The following is a 15,976-nucleotide window of genomic DNA, read 5'->3' on the forward strand; positions in this document are numbered from 1 at the left end:
ACCTCCCCGTACTCGCCTGTGCTGTGGGTACCCAACTCGTCGCGCCGCACGCACCGCCGCCGTGCCGGGTCAGCGGACACGGCGACGGGACGCCGCCGGCTTGCCAGTGACCGCACCGGCTGTGGGTGGTGTTTGCCGGGTGGACCGTCGGGTAGCCGTGGGGCGACCGCAGACCGTGTCGGCGCACACCGCGCCCCGACGGATCGCGAGGATCGTCATGGCCCAGCAGCAGACGTCGCGGCAGCAGCAGATGGACGAGCGGAACCGGCGGGAACAGGACGCCGAGCGAAGCCGGGACTGGGGGGACGAGGCCGCGCAGGCGCGTACCTCCGAGGATCCCCGGGCGATGGCGCCCAGGGACGCGTTGGGGCGCCCTTCCACCGGCGAGCCCGTCTGACGCACCGGCCGGGTCCACCGATCCGACGGCCGGGGCCGGCCCGGCGCTCGACGGTCGGGGCCCACGTGAGATTCGAGGGCTGGGACGGGAGCTATCCCGTCCCGGCCCTCACTCCTCGTGCTCGGGCAACCGCAGCAGCGGTGACCTGCCCGGCGGCTGCTCCGGCTGCGGCCCGGACGGATCGGCCGGCGGCACCGGCACGGTCACCGGCTCGTCGCAGGTGATCCGCAGCACCTGGTCGTGGTGGCGCAGCTCCACCACGTCGTCCGGGCCGCCGTGGCGCAGCGAGTACGTCGTCTGGTGCGGCCGGACGTCCACCCGCAACGCCAGCCCGCGCCACTGGAGCGAGAACTCCAGACGGCTGAGTCGGCTGGAGAGCCGGGGCGCGAACGACAGGCGACCATCGTGGTCCCGCAACCCGCCGAGCCCACCGACCAGGGCGAGCCAGGCGCCGGCCAGCGAGGCCATGTGCACGCCGTCCCGAGTGTTCTCGTTGAGGTCGTGCAGGTCCATCAGCGCGGCCTCGCGCAGGTAGATGTGCGCCAACTCGGGATGGCCCACCTCGGCGGCGAGCACCGCCTGGGTGCAGGCCGACAACGACGAGTCGCGTACGGTGCGACGCTCGTAGTACAGGAAGTTGCGCACCTTCTGGTCCGGGGTGAACGCGTCCCCCCGCCAGTGCATGGCCAGGACCAGGTCGGCCTGCTTGACCACCTGCTTGCGGTACAGGTCGAAGTACGGGTAATGCAGCAGCAGCGGGTACTTCTCCGCCGGCGTGTGCGCGAAGTCCCACTCCTGAAGCCGGGTGAACCCCTCCGTCTGCTGGTGGACCTGGAGCTCTTCGTCGTACGGGATGTGCATCGAGCTGGCCGCGTCCCGCCAGCTCGCCGCCTCCTCGTCGGTGACCCCGAGGTGGAACGCCTCATCCTGGTAGCGCATCACCACCTCGGCGGCGGCGAGCAGGTTCCGCTGCGCCATCAGGTTGGTGTAGATGTTGTCGTTCTTGATCGCGGTGTACTCGTCGGGGCCGGTGACCCCGTCGATGTGGAAGTGCCCGTGCCGGTCGTGGTGGCCGATCGAGCGCCACAGCCGGGCGGTCTCCACCAACAGCTCCAGCCCGATCTCCCGTTCCAGCTCGGTGTCCCCGGTGGCCAGCACGTAGCGGCGCAGCGCATCGGCGATGTCGGCGGCGATGTGGAAGGCCGCGGTGCCGGCCGGCCAGTATCCGGATGATTCCGGACCTTCGATGGTCCGCCAGGGGAAGGCTGCGCCCTTGAAGTTGAGCGTCTCGGCCCGCTCCCGGGCCTGCGCCAGGGTGCTGTGTCGCCAGTGCAGCGCGTTGCGCACCGCGCTCGGCTGGGTGTAGGTGAGCACCGGCAGGACGAACATCTCGGTGTCCCAGAATGCGTGCCCGTCGTAGCCGGGGCCGGTCAGCCCCTTCGCCGAGATCGGCCGACGCTCGGCCCGGGCACCGGCCTGGAGCACGTGGAAGAGGCCGAAACGGACGGCCTGCTGCACCTCCGGGTCCCCCTCGACCCGTACGTCGGCGGCGTCCCAGAACGCGTCGAGGTAGGCGCGCTGCTCGCGGCAGAGCCCGTCCCAACCGTCCAGTCGGGCCCCGGCCAGCGCCGCGCCGACCTGGTCCCGCAGCGCGGGCAGCGAGCGCCGGCTCGACCAGCCGTACGTCAGGTACTTGACGATCCGCAGTTTCTCGCCGGGCTTGAGCACGCAGGCGATCGTGGTGCGGACCCAGTCCTCGTACCCCTCGGACTCGATGGTGGTGCGGTCCGGGCCGTGCACCTCGTGCTCCATCGCGGCGGCCACCCGCAGGCCGGAGACCTTGGTGCGGTGGATCAGCTGCCCACCATCCGGTGTGGTCAGCTCCTCCTCGGCCTGCAACGGCGATTCCAGCACCGCCGCGACCCTGGGGTCCGAGCTCTGCGGTGGCAGCGTCTCGTTGGCGACCAGCTCGGACTGCACGATCAGCCGGAGCGGCCCGTCGACGGGCTCCACCTCGTAGCTGATGGCGGCGACCGACCGCTGGGTGAACGACACCAGCCGGGTGCTGCGGACCTTGACCTCGTGGCCGGCCGGCGAGCGCCAGTGCAGCTCCCGGTGCAGGGTGCCGGCACGCATGTCGAGAATCCGCTCGTGGGAGAGCAGCTCGCCGTAGCGCACGTCGAGTGGTTCGTCGTCGACCAGCAGCCGGATCAGCTTGCCGTTCGTGACGTTGACGATGGTCTGCCCGGACTCGGGAAAGCCGTAGCCGGCCTCCGCGTACGGCAGCGGACGCAGCTCGTAGAACGAGTTGAGGTAGGTGCCGGGCAGGCCGTGCGGCTCGCCCTCGTCGAGGTTGCCGCGCAGCCCGACGTGCCCGTTGGAGAGCGCGAAGACGGACTCCGACTGGGCCAGCACGTCCATGTCGAGCCGGGTCTCCCGAACGTGCCAGGGCTCGACCGGATAGGCCCGCTCCCGGATCACGCCGGGCCCCGTTCCGCCGTCGTGTGGCGAGCCGCGGGCGGGCTGGCGTCACCCGCGTCGAGCAGGTCGGCGAGGTCGCTGACCACGACGTCGGCGCCGTGCGCGCGCAGCTCGTCGGCCTGACCGACCCGGTCGACGCCGACCACGTAACCGAAGCCGCCGGCCCGGCCGGCGGCCACCCCGGAGAGCGCGTCCTCGAAGACGGCGGCCTGCGACCGGTCGACACCGAGCAGCCTGGCCCCGGCGAGGAAGGTGTCGGGGTGCGGCTTGCCGCGCAGGCCCTGGGACCGGGCGACCAGCCCGTCGACCCGCTCCTCCAGCAACGGTTCCAGCCCCGCGGCGGCGACCACCTCGCGCCCGTTGGCGCTCGCGGTCACCACGGCTCGACGCAGCCCTGCGTTGATCGCCGCCTCCAGGTAGCGCACCGAACCCGGGTAGACCTCGACGCCGGAGCTGCGCAGGCGTTGCAGCAGCAGGACGTTCTTGCGGTTGCCGACCCCGTTGACCGTGTCGGCGTCCGGCGGGTCGTCCGGGCCGCCCTCGGGCAGCACGATCCCGCGGGAGGCCAGGAAGGACCGGACGCCGTCGGCGCGGGGTCGGCCGTCGACGTAGCGGTTGTAGTCCGGGCCGGCGTCGAACGGCTGGAACGGTTCACCGGTGGCTGTGGCGCGCTGCCGCAGGAATTCGTCGAACGTCTCCTTCCACGCGGCGTTGTGCACCTTGGCGGTCTGCGTCAGCACACCGTCCAGGTCGAAGAGACAGGCGGTCACGTGAGCAGGTAGGCCCAGCACGCTACGAATCTAACCATCCGTCCGGGTCGGCAAACCATGTTTCCGCCGCCAGACGGCGCTCAGTTCGGCCGCAGCGTCCAGACCACGGTCATCGCCGAGGTGGGCGTGCCGTCCTCGGTGGTGATCTCGACCTCGACCGGGAACTCCGGCCGCTTGCCGGACTCCAGCTCGTCGATCACCTCCAGAGCCGGCCGACCGAGCCGCGCGGTGGCCAGCACCGGGCCCCGTGCCAGTTTGCGGTAGGCGATCTCGGCGCGGACGGCGAGCGGCACGGCACGGTCCAGCAACTGCCCGAAGGCGGCCAGCACGACCGCGCCGGAGGCAGTCTCACCCAGGGTGAACATGGCCCCGGCGTGCGGCCCGCCGACGTGGTTGTGGGTGGCCGGCGAGTCGGGCAGACGGACGACCGCCCGCACCCCGCCGTCCGCCTCGGGTGCCACCTCGACAAATTCGAAGCCGAGCGTACGGGCGAACGGCACCGCTTCCAGCATGCCGGCCGCCACCTGGCGGGAGTCGATGGTCATAGGCTGACGTTACTAGCCGGTAACCAGCCCGGCAACCAGGGATTTCCCGGTCCCGTCGGTGCTCAGAGGTTGGCGATGGTCCGCAGGATCTCCGCGTAGAAGTTGCCGTCGATGCTGCGGAAGAAGGCGAAGTCCTGACCCGGGTCGCCGAAGAACGGACGCAGCGTCCACGCCAGCTGGGTGCCGACGAAGCCGAAGAGCAGGATCCAGATGTAGAGCAGGGTCATGCTGGCTGGCCGCTGCGTCGGCTCGCCACGGCGTACCGGCTGGTTGGCCCACTGGCGGTGCGGCTGCGGGTAGCCGGGCGGCAGCATGCCGGGCGGGAACGAGGCGTCGGCCGGCTGCCCGCTCCACTGGGCGGGGACCTGCGCCGGGGCCTGCGCGGCGGTCGAGCCGACCTCGGGGGTGGCGCCGTTCGGGACCGTACCGGCCGACCCGGCCGCCGCGGCGCCAACCGGCACGGCGACCGGCTCGGCGACCTGGCCAGCCGGCGCGGCAGCCGGCACTGCGCCGGCGGGCACGGCGGCCGGCACGGCCTGCGCCGGGGTCTGAGCCTGGGCCGCCGCCGGGGCGAGCAGGCCGTGGTCGTTGAGCACCTGCATCCCGCCGGTCAGGAAGCGCAGCCCGACCAGCGCCGACAGGGTCAGGATCGCCACGTTGAGCAGCTTGAAGAAGCCGTAGTCGGGCGCGGTGATCAGGAAGAAGAGGCTGATCGGCGCGAACGCCACGGCGAGCATCGAGGTGACCGTGATCGCCACCATCACCAGTGCCAGTGACTGGCGCACCGAGAGGCGGGCACCGAAGACCAGATTGAACAGGTAGAGCGTGGGCAGGCAGATGGCCAGCGTGACCAGGAACAGCAGCGGCAGCTTCAGCGCGGAGGTCAGCGCCATCAACGGACTGTGAAAGGCACCCAGAACCGCCCCGTAGCAGGCGAGCGCGATGGCGGAGCTGGCCAGCATGCGTCCGGTCAACGCGTTCAGGTCGCGCTCGGAAACGATCTGCTGCCAGATGCCCTGCCGGTCGCGCAGGATGCGCTCGATGACGAGCGGGCTGGGACGGTCACCCGACACGGGTGCACCCCTCTCGGTGGTCTTTCATGTGGACTGGGTGCGCAGACCGTAGGACACCGGCAGCGCCTTCGCCACCCCGCTCCGGCGTGGCGTCAGCGCCATCCCACGTCGATCCGGCCCCCGCGCTCGTCGAAGAAGTGCAGCGCGTCCATCCGGACCGCCACGGCGAGTGGGTGACCCGCGGCGACCGCCGGGTACGGCGCCAACCGCACCGCCAGCTCCGCCGGGCGGCGATGGTGCCGACCGGGGTCGGGGAGCACGCTCGTCCGGGTGCCACCCGCGGAGTCTTCCGCCTCCACGGCCTTGCCCGTCAGCCGCTGCATGACCGAGCTGAACCGGCGCAGGCCGCGCTGGCCCACCGGCGGCTCGTCCAGCCGCGCACCCATCTCGTCGACCACGATCGCGGTGGCGCCGATGTCGAGGAACGCCAGCGACTCGTGCCCGTGGTGCTCCAGGTAGCGGATCCGGCCACGCAGCACGTCACCGGGGCTGTCCGGGGAGACCGGGGTGAGCGCCTCGGCTCGCATGCCGACCACGATCCGCTCGCCGTGGTAGTGCGCCACGGCCCGGCTGCGGATGTCGTCCCAGGGTAGGTAGAGCGACTGCTCGCCAAGGTTGAGCGTGACGTACCGGTCCAGGTGCACGTAGACCGACGCCTCGAGCAGGTTCATCCGCGGGCTGCCCAGGAAGGCGGCCACGTAGAGCGTCGCCGGCCGCCCATACACCTGGGTGGGGGTGCCCACGTCCTGGAGCACCCCACGGCGCATGATCGCCACCCGGTCGGCCATGGTGAGTGCCTCGGCCTGGTCGTGGGTGACGTAGACGGTGGTGACGCCCAGCTCCCGGGTGAGGCCCGAGATCTCCGCACGCAGCTCCGCACGCAGCCCACTGTCCAGGTTGGACAGCGGTTCGTCCATCAGGAACAGCCCGGGCCGGCGGACGATGGCGCGGCCCATCGCCACGCGCTGCCGCTGCCCGCCCGAGAGCTGACCCGGCTTGCGGGCGAGCACGTCGCCGATGCCCAGCGCGCTGGCGACGTCGGTGACCCGCTCACCCCGCGGGGTCGGCTCCATCCCGGCCAGGCGCAGCGGGAAGGCGATGTTGTCACCCACCGTCATGTGCGGATAGAGGGCGAAGTCCTGGAAGACCATGGCGATCTTCCGGTCCCGCGGCGGCAGGTCGTTCGCGAGCTCCCCGTCGAGCAGCACCGCACCCTGGGTCGGGTCCTCCAACCCGGCGATCATCCGCAGCACCGTGGACTTGCCGCAGCCGGACGGGCCGAGCAACACCATGAACTCGCCGTCGTTCACGTCCAGATTGATGCTGTCGACGGCCAGCGTGCCGTCCTTGAAGATCTTGGTGACATCCTTGAGCGCGACGGTGGTCACCGTCCCCTCCCCCAGCTCGTCGACCGAACTCCAGAAGACTGTGACCAGGATCATTGAATCAGCACATCGGGTGAACGTCTCATGTTCGACTGATGACGCTGCCATTAAGCGACACCGGGCCGGTGCGATCAGCAGCGCGAGGCCCTCTCGTCCGGCTCACCCAGGAACACCCGGCGCACCACCCGCTCCGCCGCGCGCCCGTCGTCCAGCCCGCAGAACCGGCCCCGGAAATGGGCGCGGGCCTTGGTCGCCGCGTCCGAGCGCACCGCGTCGGTGCGGAACAGGTCGAGCAGGTCGGCGAACGTGGTGGCCATCGCGCCCGGCGGCTCCGCCGTGACGTCGAAGTAGACGCCCCGGGCCAGCCGGTACGCCTCCCAGTCCGGGGCGTAGAGCACGATCGGCCGATCCAGCACGGCATAGTCGAACATCGCCGAGGAGTAGTCGCTGACCAGCACGTCGGCCACCAGGTAGAGGTCCTCCACCCGCTGGTGGCCGCTGACGTCGCGGACCCGTTCCCGGTCCACCGCGCGGCGGGGGCTGCGATCCCGGTCGTGGAAGTAGTGGCTGCGCATCAGCAGCCGACCGGAGTCACCCAGCGCCTCGACGAACCGGTCCGGGTCGAACGGCGGCCGGTAGCCGGGCAGGTGCTCGCGGTGCGTCGGGGCGTACAGCACCACCTGCTCGTCGGGGCCGAGACCGAACTCCGCGCGCAGCCGGCGTACCTCGTCGGGGCCGGCGTTGACCAGTCGGTCGTTACGCGGGTAGCCCACCTCCAGAGTGGTGTACGTGGCCGGGTACGCGCGGTCCCACATCTGGGTGGAGAAGCTGTTCGCGCTGACGCTGTAGTCCCAGCGGTCCACCCGGCGCAGCAGCCCGGCGAAGTCCATCCGGCCGGCACCGATCGGGTAGCGCTGCTGGTCCAGCCCCATCACCTTGACGGGCGTGCCGTGGTGGGTCTGCACGTGCACCTGCTCCGGCCGCTTGCGGACGAAGTCCGGGAAGTTGACGTTGTTGACCAGCCACCGGGCCCGGGCCAGCGCCCGGTAGTAGGCCGGGGTGCCGGCGACCACGTACTCCGCCCCGGCCGGCACGGTGTCCACCCGGTCCCGGCGCACGATCCACACCCCGCGTACACCGGGGGCCAGCCGGCGGGCCACCTCGTAGATCGCCGCCGGGTTGCAGGCGTACCCCCGGTACCAGTAGGCGGCGTACACCGCGAGCGTCGGATCCACCGGCCGCCGCAGCTCGGCGCGGTAGTACTCGCGCAGCAGGCCGTCGCGGGTCAGTCGGGCGCCGCGCCGGGCGGCCGGCCCGACCCGACGCCGGGTGGTGCGAGCCCGCCGGCGGGCGGTGTCGCGGGCCCGGCTCGCCGCCCGCAACGCGCTGAACGTCCGCCAGCGGCCGGTGGCGACCAGCCGGTGCTTGATCCCTTCCACCCCGTCCGGCGCCGGGTACCCGCCGTCCGGCAGCCAGCGCGCGTAGTCGGCGGTGATCTGCGCGAAGAAGGCGGGCCGCAGCTCCGGGGCGATCCGCTGGCCGTTGCCGAGCACGGTCAGGTAGTGCCAGATCATCCGCTCGAAGACCGCCGGCCGCAGGGCGTCCGCCGCCGGCCCCCAGGTGTCCATGAGGTGGAAGACCCGGTGCCACTGCGGGAACACCTCGAAGTGCCGGTCACCCCGGGTCCGGGTGATCGCGCCCGCCCGGCGCTGCCGGTAGTTGACGCAGACCCGATCGAGTACGCCGATCCGCTGAGCCGCCATCAGCACCGGGTAGCTGAACGAGACATCCTCGTACCAGCCGGGCGCGAAGCGCAGCCCCAGATCGACGAGGAACTCCCGGCGTACCAGCCGGTTCCACGCGGTGTGCAGCAGCCGCATCGCCTCCGGCCGGTCCCGCAGTCGGAAGGTGGCCGCGCCGGGCGACTCCGGGAACACCTCCGCCATCGCGCTGCGCGTGGCGGTGTCGTTCCAGTGCGTCCGGACATGGTCGACCAGCAGCACGTCCGGCCGGGTGGCACGTAACCGCTCGGCGACCTCCGGCAGGCACTCCGGCGCCAGCCAGTCGTCGCCGTCGAGGAACCAGACGTACTCCCCGACGGCCCGGTCCAGCCCGACGTTGCGGGCCGGACCGAGGCCGACGTTCTCCGGCAGCCGGATCGACCGGACCCGCTGGTCGCGGGCGGCGTACTCGTCGATGATCTCGCCGCTGGAATCCGGGGAGCAGTCGTCGACCGCGATCACCTCGAGGTCGGTCTCCGGCTGGCCGAGGATCGAGTCCAGGCACTCGCGCAGGTATCCCTGCACGCGGAAGGCCGGCACCACGAAACTGATCAGGGTCATCCGGCCGTCCCTCCGTCAGCGCGGCGCGCCACCTCCCGCGCCCGCCGGCGCGGCCGACGCCCGCGCGCTACGGGCCGGCCGGACGAACCAGGCCAGGACGACGCTCGCCACGAAAACCACGAGAAGGTATGTACCGAGTGTAGCCATGCCGATACTCACGATTCCGGCAATCGCCGCGAGGGCCAGCAGCACCGAACGTCCCTCCCAGCCCAGCGTGGCCGGGTGCAACGGGGGCGCCGCCTGCCGCTTCTCCAGCCGGGCGGTCAGGTCGTAGTGGTGCACGGTGAGCACGAAGACGTAGCCGAAGATCAGCCACCCCGGCGCGCCGCCGACCACCCCGACCGCGATCGCGAACAGGTACTCGGCGGCCCGCAACGCGGCGGGCACCAGCCAGTCCAGCGGACCGTTGTGCGCGGCCCCGGCGCCCAGGCCACCGACCAGCAGCACCAGCAACGCCACCGGCACCGCCCAGCGCAGCCCGTCGGGCACGTCGCCCAGCAACGCCGCGACCAGCAACGCCGCCGAACCCAGCGCGGCGATCACCGCCAGGGTGAGCGGCCCCATCGGGCGGACCACCGGCAGCCGGCGGGCCAGCGGGCCGTCGTCGCGGTGCAGCGTGGCATCGACCGTGTCCAGCACCGGCACCCACATCCAGCGGGCCCGCAGCGTACGCAGCGCCCCGGTGTACGCGAACGCCAGCACACCCCACACCAGTACCGCGATCAGACTGACCAGCGGATTGAACAGCGCCACGGTCAGCGCGATCAGCGCCCACCGCTCGCCGATCGGAAAGACCACGGTCCGCTTCAGCCAGTACGACAGCGAGCCGGTGTCCGCCTGCACCCGGGTCGACGCGGCGTTCAACCGGTCACCGATGCCGCCACTGGCACCCGTCGCCGCCCGGGGCCGACGCGCCGCCTCGTCGTGCAGCACGCCGTACCAGGTGTCGGTCATGTGCCGGACGGTCTGCAACGTCATCGCGGCGATCGCCAGCGCCCAGCCGTTGCCCAGCCCGGCGTGGCTCACCCCGAAACCCAGCCCGGCGTAGACCAGGTACTCCTTGGCGCGGTCGGCCATCGTGTCCAGCCAGCCACCCCAGGCGCTGAAGTGCCGGGTGTAGCGGGCCAACTGGCCGTCCACGCAGTCCAGCACGAACCCGAGGTAGAGCAGCACCGCGCCGCTGACCAGCGCGGGCCGCCCGCCGACCCCGAACAGCACCGCGGCGGCCAGCGCGAAGAGCACCGAGATCACCGTCACCCCGGTCGGGGTGAGCCGGAGCCGGGCCGCCACCCGCACCACGTACGGCGACCAGGTGCTGACGAAGTAGGTCGAGAAGAAGTCGTCCTTCTCCTTCACCGCCAGCCGCAACTCGGCCCGGTCCTCGTCGACCGCGGTCACCGCCGCCTCGGCGGCGACCAGCCCAGCCGCGTCGTCGACCCGGTGTGCGACGAGCAGACGTACCCGCTGGGCGAAGATCAGGGTGCCGAGCGCGGCGAGACCCGCGACGAGCCGGTCCACGGCGGACCCAGGGCCGCCGGCCGGGACCGGCGCGAGACGCCCGGCCGGCCCGGCGCCCTCGGTGGGCCGGAACGCGGAAACCTCCCCGGGCGGACCGAGGGGGGTGGCGACCGGCAGCACGCCGATCGCGGCGGCCCGGGCGGCGGCGGCCAGGGTCGACAGGTCAGCCACGCCGACCCGCAGCGCGCCGCCGAACACGCCGGTGGCCTCGCCGTCCAGGGCGTCCACCGCGCCGGCGTCGACCACCTGGCCACGTTCCTCGCGCACGGCCGTCCGCCCGGGCACCGCCGGGTCGGTGAGCACCAGTGCCACCGTCGGCCCCACCGGGCTGGTGGCCAGGTGTCTCAGCACGGCGGTGTGCGCGACCAGGTCGGTGCCGGTGATCAGCAGCGGGCCGGTGGCGTGGTCGGCCAGGGCGGCCAGTTCGTCCAACCCGGCGGCGAAGCGCACCTCGTCCGCCCCGGCCTGCCGCAGCTGGGCGGCGAGCCGGTCGGCCAGCGGCTCGCCGGTCGCGGTGGTCAGGCCCGCCGCGGACGTCCCGGCGGCGAGCACGATCGCGAGCGTCACCGCGGGACCGCGGCGTGGTACGCGTCGAGCGCCTCGGCGATGGTGCCGTCGAGCATCAACCGGCCCGCGTCGAGGTACAACCCCCGACGGCAGAACCGGGTCAGGTCCTTTTCGTTGTGTGACACCAGCACCAGCGTGCGCCCCTCCCCGAGCAGACGATCAATCGTCGCGTAACACTTCTTGCGGAACTCCGCGTCACCGACCGCGGTCACCTCGTCCATCAGCAGGATCGGGTGCGGCAGATGCGAGATGATCGCGAAGCCGAGCCGCACCTTCATCCCCGACGAGTAGTGCCGCACCGACGTGTCGATGGCCCGTTCCACCTGCTCACCGGCGAACTCGACGATCTCGTCGAAGTGCCGCTTCAGATAGCCCGTCGACAGCCCGTGCAGCCCACCGACCAGGTGCAGGTTCTCCCGCCCGGTCAGGTCGTTGGAGAAACCGGCGGAGAGCTCCAGCAGTGGCGCCACCGCGCCGTGCACCCGGATGCTGCCCTCGTCCGGAATGAGCACCCCGGCGATCAACCGCAGCAGGGTGCTCTTGCCGGTGCCGTTGCGGCCGATCACCCCGACCGTCTCGCCCGGCTCGACGGTGAACGACACGTCGCGCAGCGGCCAGAACTGGCCGGGCAGGGCACCCCGACCGCCCCGGTGGATGAACAACTCCCGCAGCCGCAGTTGCCGGCGGCGGTTGCGGACGAACCGGATGCCCAGGCCGTCGGCCTCGATGATCGGCGCGGCCATGTCAGAGTTCCTTGAGCACTGCGGGTTCCAACCGGCGGAACGACCACCAGCCGGCGGCCAGCACCAGCAGGCTGCCGACGACCGTGGTGGTGAGCAGCCGAGCGTCCGGGAACTCATCCGGGTACCAGATCGCGTGGTGCAGCTGGAAGATCCCGACCAGCGGGTTCAGCTCGTACGCCACCTTCAGCCAGCCCGGCAGGCCGGATTCCCGCACCAGACTCAGCGGATAGATGATCGGAGTGGCGTAGAAGAGCACCCGGATGATCAGCCGCATGAACCGCTCCACGTCACGCATCAGCACGTTCCACGCGGACAGCAGCAGGGCCAGCCCGATCAGCAGGACGGCTTGGACGGCCACCGCGAGCGGCAGGGAGAGCAGCGACCAGCCGGGATGGATCCGGCCGTGCGCCCCGTAGATCACCGCGATGGCCATCAGGATCGGCAGACCGGCCAAGTACTCAGCGAACCGGCCGGTGACCCGGCCGATCGGGAAGACCTGGCGCGGCACGTTCATCGTGGTGATCAGCCGGGACTGACCGGTCAGCGCGTTGGTGGCCTCGCTCAGCGCCGAACTGGTCCACATCCAGGCGAAGATCCCCGTGATCAGGAACAGCGGATACGATCCGGCCGCCTCACCGAGGTGCCGCCCGGTGTCCCGCGAGTAGAGCACGCCGAAGACGAACCAGTAGATGGCGCCCATGCCGAGCGGCTCGATCAACGACCAGAGATAGCCCAGCACCGACTGCTGGTACTTGACCGCCAGGTCCCGTCTGACCAGGATGCGCAGCGAGTTGCGGTGCGACCACAACGCCGCGACGCCAGAGGTCACCGCTGCCTCCCGCCTCCTGAAACGGACGACAGGTTAGCAGTCGGTGAACGAATGCCCCGAGTCGGCCAGATCAGCACTCGATCACGTTGACGGCCAGGCCGCCCCGCGCCGTCTCCTTGTACTTGACCTTCATGTCGGCGCCCGTCTCCCGCATCGTCTTGATGACCTTGTCCAGGGACACCGCGTGCACACCGTCGCCGCGCAGCGCCAGCCGGGCGGCCGTGATCGCCTTGATGCTAGCCACCGCGTTCCGCTCGATGCAGGGGATCTGCACCAGGCCACCCACCGGGTCGCAGGTGAGCCCGAGGTTGTGCTCCATCCCGATCTCGGCGGCGTTCTCCACCTGCTGCGGGGTGCCGCCGAGCGCCTCGGCGAGGCCCGCCGCGGCCATCGAGCAGGCCGAGCCCACCTCGCCCTGGCAGCCGACCTCGGCGCCGGAGATCGAGGCGTTCTCCTTGAACAGCACGCCGATCGCGCCGGCCGCCAGCAGGAACCGCACCACGCCGTCGTCGGAGGCACCCGGCACGAACCGGGTGTAGTAGTGCAGCACCGCCGGGATGATCCCCGCCGCGCCGTTGGTCGGCGCGGTGACCACCCGGCCGCCGGCGGCGTTCTCCTCGTTCACCGCCAGGGCGAACAGCGTCACCCAGTCCATCGCGCGCAGCGGATCGGTGGTCGCGGTGTCCGCCTCCAGGCTGCGCCGCAGCTCCGCCGCGCGCCGCCGGACCTTCAACCCACCAGGGAGTACGCCGTCCCGCTCGCAGCCACGCTCCACGCACTCCCGCATCACCCGCCAGATCTCCAGCAGGTCGGCCCGGATCTCCGCCTCGCTGCGCCAGGAACGCTCGTTGGCCAGCATCACCTCACTGATCGAGAGGCCGGTGGCGGTGGTCACCTCCAGCAGCTGCGCCCCGGTCAGGAAGGGGTACCGCACCCGGGTGCTGTCCGGCTTGATCCGGTCCGCGCCGGCCGCCGCCTCGTCCACCACGAAGCCGCCACCGACCGAGTAGTAGGTGCGGCTGCGCACCTCGGCGCCGGTCCCGTCGTACGCCACGAAGGTCATCCCGTTCGGGTGGTACGGCAGCGACCGGCGGCGGTGCAGCGTCAGGTCCCGGTCCGGGTCGAAGTCGATCTCGTGCGCGTCCAGCAGGCTGATCCGCCGCTCCGCCCGGATCCGCTCGACCCGGGGGCCGACGGTGTCCGTGTCGACCGTCTCCGGTGCCTCGCCGGCCAGCCCGAGCAGCACCGCCCGGTCGCTGCCGTGGCCGTGCCCGGTGGCGCCCAGCGAGCCGAACAGTTCGGCCTGCACCCGTGCGGTGTCGGTGAGCAGCCCGTCGGCCTTGAGCCCGGCCACGAAGGTGCGGGCGGCCCGCATCGGCCCCACCGTGTGGGAGCTGGACGGCCCGATGCCGACGCTGAAGAGGTCGAAAACACTGATCATGGCTGCGCTGCGCTTCCTCGCCGTCGTCCCGTGGTGCGGGATCCGGCCCGGTCGTGGCCACCGGTCTGGCGGCCCCGCTCGTGGCCGCCCGGTCGGGTGGCCGCCGGCCACCCGGGGTGTGGGTGCCCAACCAGCGAGCCTACCCGCCCAGTTCACGGCCCACCCGGCCACCGCGACGTGATCGCCGGACCGCCACTCACCCGCCGTCTCACCGCCACCTCCCCGCCCCGTCCCGGCGACGTCCCGCCGCAAGATCGCGCACGATCCAGGATGTAGCGGCTTCCGCTCATGCCCGAGAGCACTACATCCAGGATCGAGCACGATCTCCTCGGGGAGTGCGCGTCGCGGAACGTCGGCATGACGCGGAATCCCCGCGTGGCGCCGACGCCGGCGCGGGCCTCCGATTGGGCGGGACGGGGTGCGGCACCGGAGGCGTCGGAGCGGAGCCGCACGGGTAAGTACCTACGGGTCCACGGGTTGCCGATCCTCCTCGGGACCGAGGGTGAACTGGCCGTCCCTTTCTACCGTGGATTGCAGACGCGGCGTACCGCCGCAGAGTGGGAGTACGACGATGAGTCGCAAACTGGTTCGGCCCCGCCAGGGGCGCATGATCGCCGGTGTCTGCGCCGGCCTCGGTCAGCGGTTCGGCATGTCCGCCGGGATGGTCCGGCTGCTGTTCCTGCTGTCGCTGCTGCTGCCCGGCACCCAGGTGATCGTGTACCTGATCCTCTGGATCCTCATGCCGAACGAGGACCGCTACCTCGCCTCCACCCGGCACTGACCCTCACCCGCATCCCACCCCGACCGAAACCGCCCCCGCCCCCGGCCCGCCCCGGGCTGAGGCAGCAACTTCTGGGAAGTTGCTGCCTCACGACGGCCGGAAACACCAACATCCCTGAAGTTGCGTGGATCTTGCGCCGGGACGGAGCGCGAGGCACGGCGCGGGGCGCGGAGAGTTCGATGACGGAAGCGCCCGCCCTGACGGTCGTCGGGGCGGGCGCTTCGACGTGCGAGGTCCAGCGGTCAGGGAGCGGTGTAGGTGACCGTGACCTGCTGGTAGCCAAGGGAGCGGAGCAGCCCCTCCAGCATCTTGCGGGTGTTCTCCTCGGCTCGGGCGGAGAGCCCGCTGTCCCGGGCGGCGGCGGTGATCCGTTCCTCGGCGAGCTGGTAGACCTGCTGCTGCCGGTTGGGGTCGTTGCCGACCAGGTCGCCGAGCCGGTTGATCAGACCGCGCTGCTCGGCGAACACGTAGCTCTTTTCCAGGTCGAGGTTGGTCTCGCCGAGCTGCGGCGCGGGCAGCTTGATCTCGACCGAGGTGCCGTCGGCGGACTCGACGACAGCGCCCTCCCCGATCTTGCCGAAGTCGACGTACGCCTCGACGCTGCCCGCCCCAACGAACAGGGTGCGCTCGTTGAGCAGGAAGTCCGGTACGTTGCGCCGGTCGTTCTGGGTGTCGACCACGACCTGGAAGTTGCCCTCGGCGGCCACGTATCGGCTGAGGTCCCGGATCGACTTCAGCAGCGGCGGCTGGCTGCGGTCGGTCTGCTCCTTGGCGAACGGGTTGCGGAACTCCGGCAGGAGCCCGGTCGCCTGCACGCCGAGCAGCACCACCACGGCCAGCGCGGCGGCCCCGAGAAGCACGAGCAGACCGCGGACCGGACCACCGGCACCGCCGCTCGTCGGCCCACTGGTGCCGCCGGGGCCACCGGAGTCGCCCGGGCCGGCCGGGCCGCCCGGCACGGGTTCCGTCGGGGTGTCCGACCGTTGCCGGAGATCGTCGCCCGTGGGGTATCCGGGGAACTCCCTCGTAGGCTCGTTGATGCCAGCGTCGCGGGCCATCACGCTCACCGTCCTCGTCAGACACGTCGTCTGCCATTGACGGTAC

General features: G+C 71.7%; 13 protein-coding genes. 2 read left to right on the forward strand and 11 right to left on the reverse strand.

Features of this window, described 5'->3' with window-relative positions:
* The first annotated feature begins 217 nt into the window (after positions 1-217).
* Positions 218-397 carry a hypothetical protein gene (locus tag ACWD5O_RS10485; RefSeq protein ID WP_210911137.1) on the forward strand — a complete coding sequence of 60 codons (180 nt, stop codon included), beginning with the start codon at positions 218-220 and terminating at the stop codon, positions 395-397.
* A 108-nt stretch (positions 398-505) separates the two neighbouring features.
* Here ACWD5O_RS10485 and ACWD5O_RS10490 read toward each other — a convergent pair whose 3' ends face one another.
* The 10 genes from ACWD5O_RS10490 to ACWD5O_RS10535 all read right to left on the reverse strand — a co-directional run bounded on the left by ACWD5O_RS10490 (position 506) and on the right by ACWD5O_RS10535 (position 14,091).
* On the reverse strand, positions 506-2,878 hold the full coding sequence (locus tag ACWD5O_RS10490) for a glycoside hydrolase family 65 protein (RefSeq protein WP_354964431.1): 2,373 nt from the start codon (positions 2,876-2,878) through the stop codon (positions 506-508).
* A complete protein-coding gene (locus tag ACWD5O_RS10495) occupies positions 2,875-3,669 on the reverse strand; it encodes an HAD family hydrolase (RefSeq protein ID WP_450085105.1) in 795 nt (264 codons plus the stop codon). Before ACWD5O_RS10495 ends, ACWD5O_RS10490 begins: the two co-directional genes overlap by 4 nt.
* Before the next feature lie 59 nt (positions 3,670-3,728).
* On the reverse strand, positions 3,729-4,193 hold the full coding sequence (locus ACWD5O_RS10500) for a DUF4442 domain-containing protein (RefSeq protein ID WP_450085106.1): 465 nt from the start codon (positions 4,191-4,193) through the stop codon (positions 3,729-3,731).
* Between the two features lie 62 nt (positions 4,194-4,255).
* On the reverse strand, positions 4,256-5,266 hold the full coding sequence (locus tag ACWD5O_RS10505) for a hypothetical protein (RefSeq protein WP_450085107.1): 1,011 nt from the start codon (positions 5,264-5,266) through the stop codon (positions 4,256-4,258).
* A 92-nt stretch (positions 5,267-5,358) separates the two neighbouring features.
* Positions 5,359-6,708: an ABC transporter ATP-binding protein gene (locus tag ACWD5O_RS10510; protein ID WP_450085108.1), complete on the reverse strand. Its 1,350-nt coding sequence runs from the start codon at positions 6,706-6,708 to the stop codon at positions 5,359-5,361.
* A gap of 74 nt (positions 6,709-6,782) precedes the next feature.
* Positions 6,783-8,993 carry a bifunctional glycosyltransferase/CDP-glycerol:glycerophosphate glycerophosphotransferase gene (locus tag ACWD5O_RS10515; protein WP_387322902.1) on the reverse strand — a complete coding sequence of 737 codons (2,211 nt, stop codon included), beginning with the start codon at positions 8,991-8,993 and terminating at the stop codon, positions 6,783-6,785.
* Between the two features lie 15 nt (positions 8,994-9,008).
* Positions 9,009-11,078 (reverse strand): DUF5941 domain-containing protein, encoded by a 2,070-nt coding sequence (locus ACWD5O_RS10520; protein WP_449935553.1) that lies wholly within the window; start codon positions 11,076-11,078, stop codon positions 9,009-9,011.
* Positions 11,075-11,821: an ABC transporter ATP-binding protein gene (locus tag ACWD5O_RS10525; protein ID WP_074316275.1), complete on the reverse strand. Its 747-nt coding sequence runs from the start codon at positions 11,819-11,821 to the stop codon at positions 11,075-11,077. Before ACWD5O_RS10525 ends, ACWD5O_RS10520 begins: the two co-directional genes overlap by 4 nt.
* A 1-nt stretch (position 11,822) precedes the next feature.
* On the reverse strand, positions 11,823-12,650 hold the full coding sequence (locus ACWD5O_RS10530; protein ID WP_449935556.1) for an ABC transporter permease: 828 nt from the start codon (positions 12,648-12,650) through the stop codon (positions 11,823-11,825).
* Between the two features lie 70 nt (positions 12,651-12,720).
* Positions 12,721-14,091, reverse strand: a complete 1,371-nt coding sequence (locus ACWD5O_RS10535; protein WP_354964425.1) for an L-serine ammonia-lyase — start codon at positions 14,089-14,091, stop codon at positions 12,721-12,723.
* 571 nt (positions 14,092-14,662) lie between these two features.
* Between ACWD5O_RS10535 and ACWD5O_RS10540 the strand changes: the two genes are divergently transcribed.
* Entirely contained in the window at positions 14,663-14,872 is a 210-nt protein-coding gene (locus ACWD5O_RS10540; protein WP_354964424.1) for a PspC domain-containing protein, read from the forward strand.
* Positions 14,873-15,114: 242 nt separating this feature from the next.
* Here the strand turns inward: ACWD5O_RS10540 and ACWD5O_RS10545 are convergent, their stop codons facing one another.
* Positions 15,115-15,930, reverse strand: coding sequence for a DUF4230 domain-containing protein (locus tag ACWD5O_RS10545; protein ID WP_354964423.1), 816 nt, complete (start codon positions 15,928-15,930; stop codon positions 15,115-15,117).
* Positions 15,931-15,976 lie beyond the last annotated feature (46 nt).

The sequence above is a fragment of the Micromonospora sp. NPDC005161 genome (assembly GCF_053599855.1).

Excerpts from the sequence above, each read along its gene's own strand:
- ACWD5O_RS10510 (WP_450085108.1), bottom strand. The coding sequence starts at position 6,708 with ATGATCCTGGTCACAGTCTTCTGGAGTTCGGTCGACGAGCTGGGGGAG.
- ACWD5O_RS10525 (WP_074316275.1), bottom strand. The coding sequence starts at position 11,821 with ATGGCCGCGCCGATCATCGAGGCCGACGGCCTGGGCATCCGGTTCGTC.
- ACWD5O_RS10515 (WP_387322902.1), bottom strand. The coding sequence starts at position 8,993 with ATGACCCTGATCAGTTTCGTGGTGCCGGCCTTCCGCGTGCAGGGATAC.
- ACWD5O_RS10545 (WP_354964423.1), bottom strand. The coding sequence starts at position 15,930 with ATGGCCCGCGACGCTGGCATCAACGAGCCTACGAGGGAGTTCCCCGGA.
- ACWD5O_RS10500 (WP_450085106.1), bottom strand. The coding sequence starts at position 4,193 with ATGACCATCGACTCCCGCCAGGTGGCGGCCGGCATGCTGGAAGCGGTG.
- ACWD5O_RS10540 (WP_354964424.1), top strand. The coding sequence starts at position 14,663 with ATGAGTCGCAAACTGGTTCGGCCCCGCCAGGGGCGCATGATCGCCGGT.
- ACWD5O_RS10485 (WP_210911137.1), top strand. The coding sequence starts at position 218 with ATGGCCCAGCAGCAGACGTCGCGGCAGCAGCAGATGGACGAGCGGAAC.
- ACWD5O_RS10535 (WP_354964425.1), bottom strand. The coding sequence starts at position 14,091 with ATGATCAGTGTTTTCGACCTCTTCAGCGTCGGCATCGGGCCGTCCAGC.